Source organism: Anaerolineales bacterium (genome assembly GCA_022866145.1).
Taxonomy (GTDB): domain Bacteria; phylum Chloroflexota; class Anaerolineae; order Anaerolineales; family E44-bin32; genus PFL42.
Map to the genome: position 1 here is coordinate 1 of JALHUE010000338.1, position 6302 is coordinate 6302.

Annotated in this window: 8 protein-coding genes; 6 read left to right on the top strand and 2 right to left on the bottom strand. The window is 68.2% G+C overall.

Translation table 11 applies throughout. From position 1 onward, the window contains the following. The first annotated feature begins 132 nt into the window (after positions 1 to 132). From MUO23_10530 to murI, 6 genes are all read left to right on the top strand, one after another. Positions 133 to 1266 (top strand): thiolase domain-containing protein, encoded by a 1134-nt coding sequence (locus MUO23_10530; GenBank protein MCJ7513390.1) that lies wholly within the window; start codon positions 133 to 135, stop codon positions 1264 to 1266. Positions 1267 to 1482: 216 nt separating this feature from the next. After that, positions 1483 to 1992, top strand: a complete 510-nt coding sequence (locus MUO23_10535; GenBank protein MCJ7513391.1) for a LysM peptidoglycan-binding domain-containing protein — start codon at positions 1483 to 1485, stop codon at positions 1990 to 1992. A 150-nt stretch (positions 1993 to 2142) separates the two neighbouring features. Then, entirely contained in the window at positions 2143 to 2676 is a 534-nt protein-coding gene (locus tag MUO23_10540) for an NUDIX hydrolase (protein MCJ7513392.1), read from the top strand. Between the two features lie 463 nt (positions 2677 to 3139). Continuing rightward, complete coding sequence (gene rplS, locus MUO23_10545) at positions 3140 to 3490, top strand: 50S ribosomal protein L19 (protein ID MCJ7513393.1); 351 nt, start codon at positions 3140 to 3142, stop codon at positions 3488 to 3490. Between the two features lie 152 nt (positions 3491 to 3642). Continuing rightward, positions 3643 to 4371: a gamma-glutamyl-gamma-aminobutyrate hydrolase family protein gene (locus MUO23_10550; GenBank protein ID MCJ7513394.1), complete on the top strand. Its 729-nt coding sequence runs from the start codon at positions 3643 to 3645 to the stop codon at positions 4369 to 4371. A 33-nt stretch (positions 4372 to 4404) separates the two neighbouring features. Further along, positions 4405 to 5229, top strand: coding sequence for a glutamate racemase (gene murI / locus MUO23_10555; protein ID MCJ7513395.1), 825 nt, complete (start codon positions 4405 to 4407; stop codon positions 5227 to 5229). A 242-nt stretch (positions 5230 to 5471) separates the two neighbouring features. On the opposite strand, the gene MUO23_10560 is transcribed toward murI, so the two are convergent. Then, positions 5472 to 5780 (bottom strand): hypothetical protein, encoded by a 309-nt coding sequence (locus MUO23_10560; GenBank protein MCJ7513396.1) that lies wholly within the window; start codon positions 5778 to 5780, stop codon positions 5472 to 5474. Positions 5781 to 6078: 298 nt separating this feature from the next. After that, positions 6079 to 6302: hypothetical protein (locus MUO23_10565; protein ID MCJ7513397.1), on the bottom strand; the 224-nt coding region annotated here is incomplete at its 5' end.

Sequence of the window (6302 nt, forward strand, 5' to 3'; positions counted from 1 at the left end):
AAGTTCCGACCGCTCCTGGCGGCCTGACCGCCCCCGGACGACACTCGCCGGACAGCCTGCTTGGCAACAACCGCCGGCAGGCTGTCCGCTTGTCAAGGTGAAATGCGACCGGTAGGTGTTCTCGGATACGGCATGGTTCCTGTCAGCGAGCACTGGGGGCAGTCGGCCCTCGACCTCGCCGGGACAGCGATTCAGGCCGCCCGCCACGACGCCGGTATCGAGGGCATCGACCTGCTGGTCGTCGCCAACATGCTGGCGGCCTGCGGCCCGAATGGCCAGCTGAACCTGGGCGCCCAGGTCGCTGACTGGTCGGGTCTAGGAGGGATCGAGGCCTTCAAAGCCGAGTCCGCCTGCGCCTCGGGGGGGTCGGCCTTCCGGGCCGGGTGGTTGGCGGTGGCATCGGGCCAGGTCGACCTGGCGCTGGTCGTCGGGGTCGAGAAAATGACCGAGACTCTCGGGCCGGAGGTCACGCTTGGGCTGGCCTCGGCAGCCGATGCCGATTTCGAAGTGCCGCACGGCACCAGCTTCGTCGCCCTCAACGCCTTGCTCATGCAGCGATACATGCACGAGTACGGCTGGAAACACGAGGAGTTCGCCCCGTTTTCGATCGTGGCCCACGACAACGCCTCGCGCAATCCGTTCGCCCGGCTGCAGGACCGGATCAGTGCCGAGGCGTACCGCAAGGCCCGGATGATCTGCGATCCGATCAACCTGCTGGATGCCTCGCCCATCGGGGACGGGGCGGCGGCCATCCTGCTTGGGCCCCAGGACAAGACCTCACCGCGTCCCGGTCGCTCCCCGCTGCGGGTGGTGGCCTGCGCCAGCGCCACCGACACGATCGCCATCCACGACCGGCGGGAGCCTCTGCGCTTGAAGGCTGGCGAGGAGTCGTCGGCCCGCGCTTACGCCATGGCCGGCGTCGGCCCGCAAGACATCGACTTCTTCGAACTGCATGACGCCTTCAGCATCATGTCGGCCCTGTCGCTCGAGGCCAGCGGCTTCGCGGCGCCGGGCCAAGCACCTCGCCTGGCTCTGGACGGAGAGCTGGCGGCGGGCGGCCGGCTGCCGATCGCCACCCATGGCGGCCTCAAGGCTCGCGGCCACCCGGTCGGCGCCACGGGCGTGTATCAGATCGTCGAGGTGGTCCGGCAGCTGTGGGGGGAGGCTGGCCGCAACCAGCTGGACCGCGCCCGCCTGGGCATGGCCCAAAACGTCGGCGGCTCCGGCGGCACGATCGTCACCACGATTCTCCAGACACAGAACTAAGGCCTTTCGCGGCCGCCGGGCGAACCCCTGCACGGGCAGCGGTCGTGAAGCCGTCCTCACCCCGAGCGATAGTCCTGCAGCTGTGGCATACCTCTTGCATCGGAGCCTGGCGGGCCCTCATGGCCGCTTGACGCACCTGTACGGCTGTGCTAGCATGCCGGCCGTTGGGGCGTCTGGGACTGCGTCCGATCCCCGGAGGACCCACGGGAGGAACCGATGCTGGTCTTGCGCCGATTGCCGTTCCTGGTCCTGGCGCTGTTGCTGCTGTTCACGCTCTCCGCCTGCACCCGAAGCGCCTCCACCCCGCCGCCCCCCACCGGTGCCGCCGGCACGCCCGCCGGGACTCCCGGGGCTTCATCCGGCCTGCAGGCGACGATGGAAGCCGTGCGCTATGCCCTGCTGACACAAACCGCCCAGGCGGCCGGCGGGGGTGCCCAGGCCACCCAGGCACCGCCCAGCGGGAGCGTTCCGACTGCAGCCCCGCCGGGGCCGACCTCGCTGTCGACGACACCGCTGGTCTCGCCCACGCCATTGGCCACAACCATCCCAGCCAAGCCCAGCTGCCCATACAAGTACATTGTCAAGCCCGGTGAACGGCTGTTCCGCATCAGCATCAACCTGGGTTACGATCCGGACTTCTGGAAGGAAATCGCTTCCGCCAACAACATCGTCTCACCCTGGCTGATCTACCCTGGCCAGGAACTTACGATCCCGTGCGAGAGCTGAGACCCTCGCAGCAGACCCAGACCAGCCGACCGGCCTTCGTAAGCGCACGCTGACTGTACCCGGGGTTCGGGCCTTGTCCGAACCCCGTTGGTTGTCCGAGGGGGTCCCCAGCCGATCCAGGCTGAGGCGCCCGATCTGGCAGGAGGGCTCATGGCCTACAGCGTGATCCAGTCGGAGGAATGCTTTCAGGGACGGTCGTTCCGCGTCCGGGTCGACGAGGTCCGCCGCCCTGATGGTGCGAAGATGGTGGTCGAGGTTGTCGACCATCCGCAGGCGATCGCCCTCGTTCCGGTTGACCAGGAAGGCAACGTTTGGTTTGTCCGGCAGTACCGTCACCCATGCGGGAAGACGATGCTCGAGCTTCCAGCGGGCACGATTGAGCCGGGGGAGGATCCGGCAGCCTGCGCCGTCCGGGAGTGCCGCGAAGAGATCGGGATGGCCCCCGGCAGGATCGAGCGATTGGGCGGGTTCTACATCGCTCCGGGCTACTCGACCGAGTACATCCACCTGTACCTCGCCGGCGCCCTGACGCCCGCTCCCCTGGCGCCCGACGCCGACGAAGACCTGCACGTCGAGAGAGTCCCCTTGCTGGAGCTGGCTGGCTTGGTGGAATCTGGGCTACTCGAGGATGCGAAGTCCCTTGCCGGCCTGCTGCTGGCGCGCCGCTTCCTGATCCCCTCGTGAGGCGGGGGTCGCATCAGGGGCAGTCCCCCGACCCAATTTCAGGGCCTAGGGCCCGCGCCGACGGTCCCAGAAGCGCAGGGAGGAGGGACCGGGCTCGTGCACCTGGATCGACGCATGCGCCCTCCCCCTGGTTGGGGAAGGGTTGGGGTGGGTGCAGATTGACCGAGCCCAACATCGCCATCGCCTCCCATCAGATTCCCTGGCAATAGCCCTGGCCTATCCGGCGCGACCCCCTCCTTTTCCCTCCCCCTTTCAGGGCCGAAGGTCCCCGCTGAAGGTCCCCGCCGAAGGTCCCCGGAGCGAAGCGGAGGGGAAAGCGAAGCGGAGGGGAGAGCAGAGCGGAAGAGAGGAGGAACGGGCCGCAGTTCTGGACGGCCACACCGGCCCCGTGGTATGATAGGGATCTGCGCCGCCCAGAAGCGTGGGGCGGCGGTCGTTTGCCCTGAGACAAGGACGGGTCATCATGCACGAACAGCTCAAGGCTGTGGAAGCTGCGGCCAACCCCCAAATCCCCCAGCTCAACCCGGGCGACACGGTCAACGTGCACGTCCGGATCAAGGAAGGCGATCGCGAGCGCATCCAGGAATTTCGCGGAACGGTGATCCGGCTGCGCAAAGGCGGGAACAACGCCAATTTCACCGTGCGCCGCACGGCCTCCCACGGGATCGGCGTCGAGCGCACCTTCCTGCTTCGCTCACCACGGATCGAGAAGATCGAGGTCCAGCGGCAGGCGCGTGTGCGCCGGGCGCAGCTGTACTACTTGCGCGAGCGCACTGGCAAGCGGGCCCGACTGACCGAGAAGCGCAAGGCCTAGTCACCGGACCCTCGGCCGATGCGCCAGCGGACGGGCGCTCTGGAACGGATCCGATTGAATGCGAGCGGGGGTTTGGGCTTGGCCCGAACCCCTGTGCCATTTCCGGCCCAACCCCAGACAGGACTGCCTGCACTTGCAGTCAGCGAGGACCGATGCCTGGCGCGCCGCTGATTGGCCTGACCACCTCCCTGCCCACGACGGACCTCTCGGCCAAACTCGCCGACCGGATCCAGGCCTATGTCCGCTCGGTCGAGCTTGCCGGCGGTCTGCCCCTGATTGTGCCCTATGGCCTGCCGCCGGCGACGCTACGCCAGCTGTACGGCCGCCTGGACGGCCTGCTGCTGACCGGCGGGGGAGATCTCTCCCCTGAACGCTACGGACGGACCGCCGTCACCGAACTGCGCAGCCTCGACCCCGAGCGCGATGAGACCGAACTGCAGCTGGCGCGTTGGGCGGCGGACGATCCCAAACCGCTGCTCGCCATCTGCCGCGGCCTGCAGGTGATCAACGTGGCTGCGGGCGGCACCTTGTTTCAGGACCTCCCCAGCCAGCGGCCCGGCCCCATCCGCCACGACCCGGAAGGTCAGCCCTCTGAACAGCCGGTGCATGCCGTGTCCATCGCCGAGGACAGCCTGCTGGCAGCTCGAGTGGAGGCCCCGATCGTGCAGGTCAACAGCGCCCATCACCAAGCGATCGAGCAGCCCGGCTCGGGCCTGCGACCGATCGCCTTCGCGCCGGATGGCGTGATTGAGGCCGCGGAACTAGAAGGCCATCCATACTACCTCGGAGTACAATGGCATCCCGAACGGATGCCGGCACGGCCCGAATCGGCGGCGCTCTTCCAGGGCTTGATCGCCGCCGCCCGATCGCGACCCGGATAGGCCTCGACCTGGACCCAATTCAAGGCGATCGCCATGGGTGAGTCCCCGATTGGCATTTTCGATTCCGGCCTGGGTGGCCTCTCGGTCCTGCGCCAGATCCTGTCGGCGCTGCCGCAAGAGGCCGTTGTCTACCTGGCGGACCAGGCGCACGTCCCGTACGGCCCCAGGCCGCTGCAGCAAGTCCAGGCATTCTCGGTGGGCATCACCCGGTTTCTGCTCGATCTCGGCGCCAAGCTTATCGTTGTCGCCTGCAACACCGCCTCGGCCGCCGCGCTGCAGCACCTGCGCTTGACGTTTCCGGCCGTGCCCTTCGTCGGCATGGAACCGGCCGTCAAGCCGGCGGCGGAGAGCTCGCAGACCAAGGTCGTCGGGGTACTGGCCACGCCGGCCACGTTCCAGGGGGCGCTGTTCGCCTCAGTCGTGGAGCGTTTCGCCGGCGGGGTCGAGGTGGTCCAGCAGACGCTGCCGGGGCTGGTCGAGCAGATCGAGGCCGGCGACTTCGACGGGGCGGAGACGCGCGCCATCGTACGGCGCGGCCTGGAGCCGCTACTCGAGCGCGGCGTCGACACCCTCGTGCTCGGCTGCACGCACTACCCGTTCGTCATCCCGTTGATCCAGGAGCTTGCGGGGCCGGGGGTGCAGGTCATCGATCCCTCACCGGCCATCGCCCGCCAGACGGCCCGCCTGCTGGCCGAGCGGCACCTCGCCTCGCCTCTGCCTGCCCGCCCCGATACCCGGTTCTTCACGAGCGGGGATCCGCGGCGTCTGGAGGAAATGCTCCCTCGCCTCTTGGGGCAGCCCGGCGACGTCCTGCCTGCCGTGTGGCTGGCGGAACGCCTGGTCGCGGCTCGCAGCTGAGAGGCCAGGCAGCCTCACCCTGCGGCGGATCCGTCCCTGGCTGGCGAACGGGCAGCGCTCTTGGCGAGCAGTTCTCAGGACGCCGACGATTCCCGAGCAGCCTCGTCCATCGGCTCAGCTTGGGTCGGGCAGGCCCCCCGCCATCGACCTAGGACGCACTGGAAGGCCTGCTTCCCGCTCAAGGTGGCGAGCAGGGACGCGCCCCCGGCCCGTAACGCCCGGGGAAGGTCCCGCAGCCGGCGCTACGGCTCCACATCGATGAAGCGGTTGACCAGCTCCCCGGCCACGGGCACTAGCTCCATGTAGAAGCGCCTGTTCACCGGGTCTCCTGCCTCGAAGAGGCGGTCGTACTTGATTCGATCGTCAGCGGCGGGGACGCGCCCGACGACCCGAACGGCGAACTCCCGTAACTGCCGCACGTTCGCCAGCCGGGGGTTGACCGCCCAGTAGTACAGGGCGAGATTCTCGACGGTGCGGACTTCACGCCCGATCTCTTTGGCGGCACGAGAGAATTGTCCAAGCACCACCAGAACCCGGTCGCCGAAAGTCATCGAGGGGATGACGTGAGCGGCTCGGCCTCTGACCTCAGACGGGCACGTGCCTCCTCCCCGTCGCGTGCCATGTGATCTACAGAACCCCGACGGGGGTGCAGATGGTGCGCCGCCGTCCTGTTGTCAGGCAGTTGGTCGAAGGGGAAGAGCCCGGAGGTGGAGGACTGCATCAGGCGACGGACGCGAGTGCGCGCCTTCCAGGCTCCCTTGTGCGCGGTGCGCCCACCATCCAGACAAGGGCGGCAAGCTGCGAGACGATGGACAGGGCTGGGATCAACGACGAAGGAAGAGCCTGTCGCTAGGGGGAAGGGAACATGGCGATGACGATCGCCACGACGGTGAGGGCCCAGATCCGCAGCGCGGTGTAGAAACCGCGCTGTTCGTAGGCGCGTTCCGCCGTTGTGGATCGGCGCAGCCAGCCAAGACGGAGCACGTGCCCCAGCGCCAGCGCGGCCAGAAGAAGGATCGCACGCCAAGTGCGGAAGTGAGCCCAGGCTTCGCCCAGGAACAGGACAGACGCCA

What these genes read in the sequence shown, in the direction of transcription:
- MUO23_10530 (MCJ7513390.1), top strand. Translation starts at nt 133, where the DNA reads ATGGTTCCTGTCAGCGAGCACTGGGGGCAGTCGGCCCTCGACCTCGCC.
- MUO23_10535 (MCJ7513391.1), top strand. Translation starts at nt 1,483, where the DNA reads ATGCTGGTCTTGCGCCGATTGCCGTTCCTGGTCCTGGCGCTGTTGCTG.
- MUO23_10540 (MCJ7513392.1), top strand. Translation starts at nt 2,143, where the DNA reads ATGGCCTACAGCGTGATCCAGTCGGAGGAATGCTTTCAGGGACGGTCG.
- rplS (MCJ7513393.1), top strand. Translation starts at nt 3,140, where the DNA reads ATGCACGAACAGCTCAAGGCTGTGGAAGCTGCGGCCAACCCCCAAATC.
- MUO23_10550 (MCJ7513394.1), top strand. Translation starts at nt 3,643, where the DNA reads ATGCCTGGCGCGCCGCTGATTGGCCTGACCACCTCCCTGCCCACGACG.
- murI (MCJ7513395.1), top strand. Translation starts at nt 4,405, where the DNA reads ATGGGTGAGTCCCCGATTGGCATTTTCGATTCCGGCCTGGGTGGCCTC.
- MUO23_10560 (MCJ7513396.1), bottom strand. Translation starts at nt 5,780, where the DNA reads ATGACTTTCGGCGACCGGGTTCTGGTGGTGCTTGGACAATTCTCTCGT.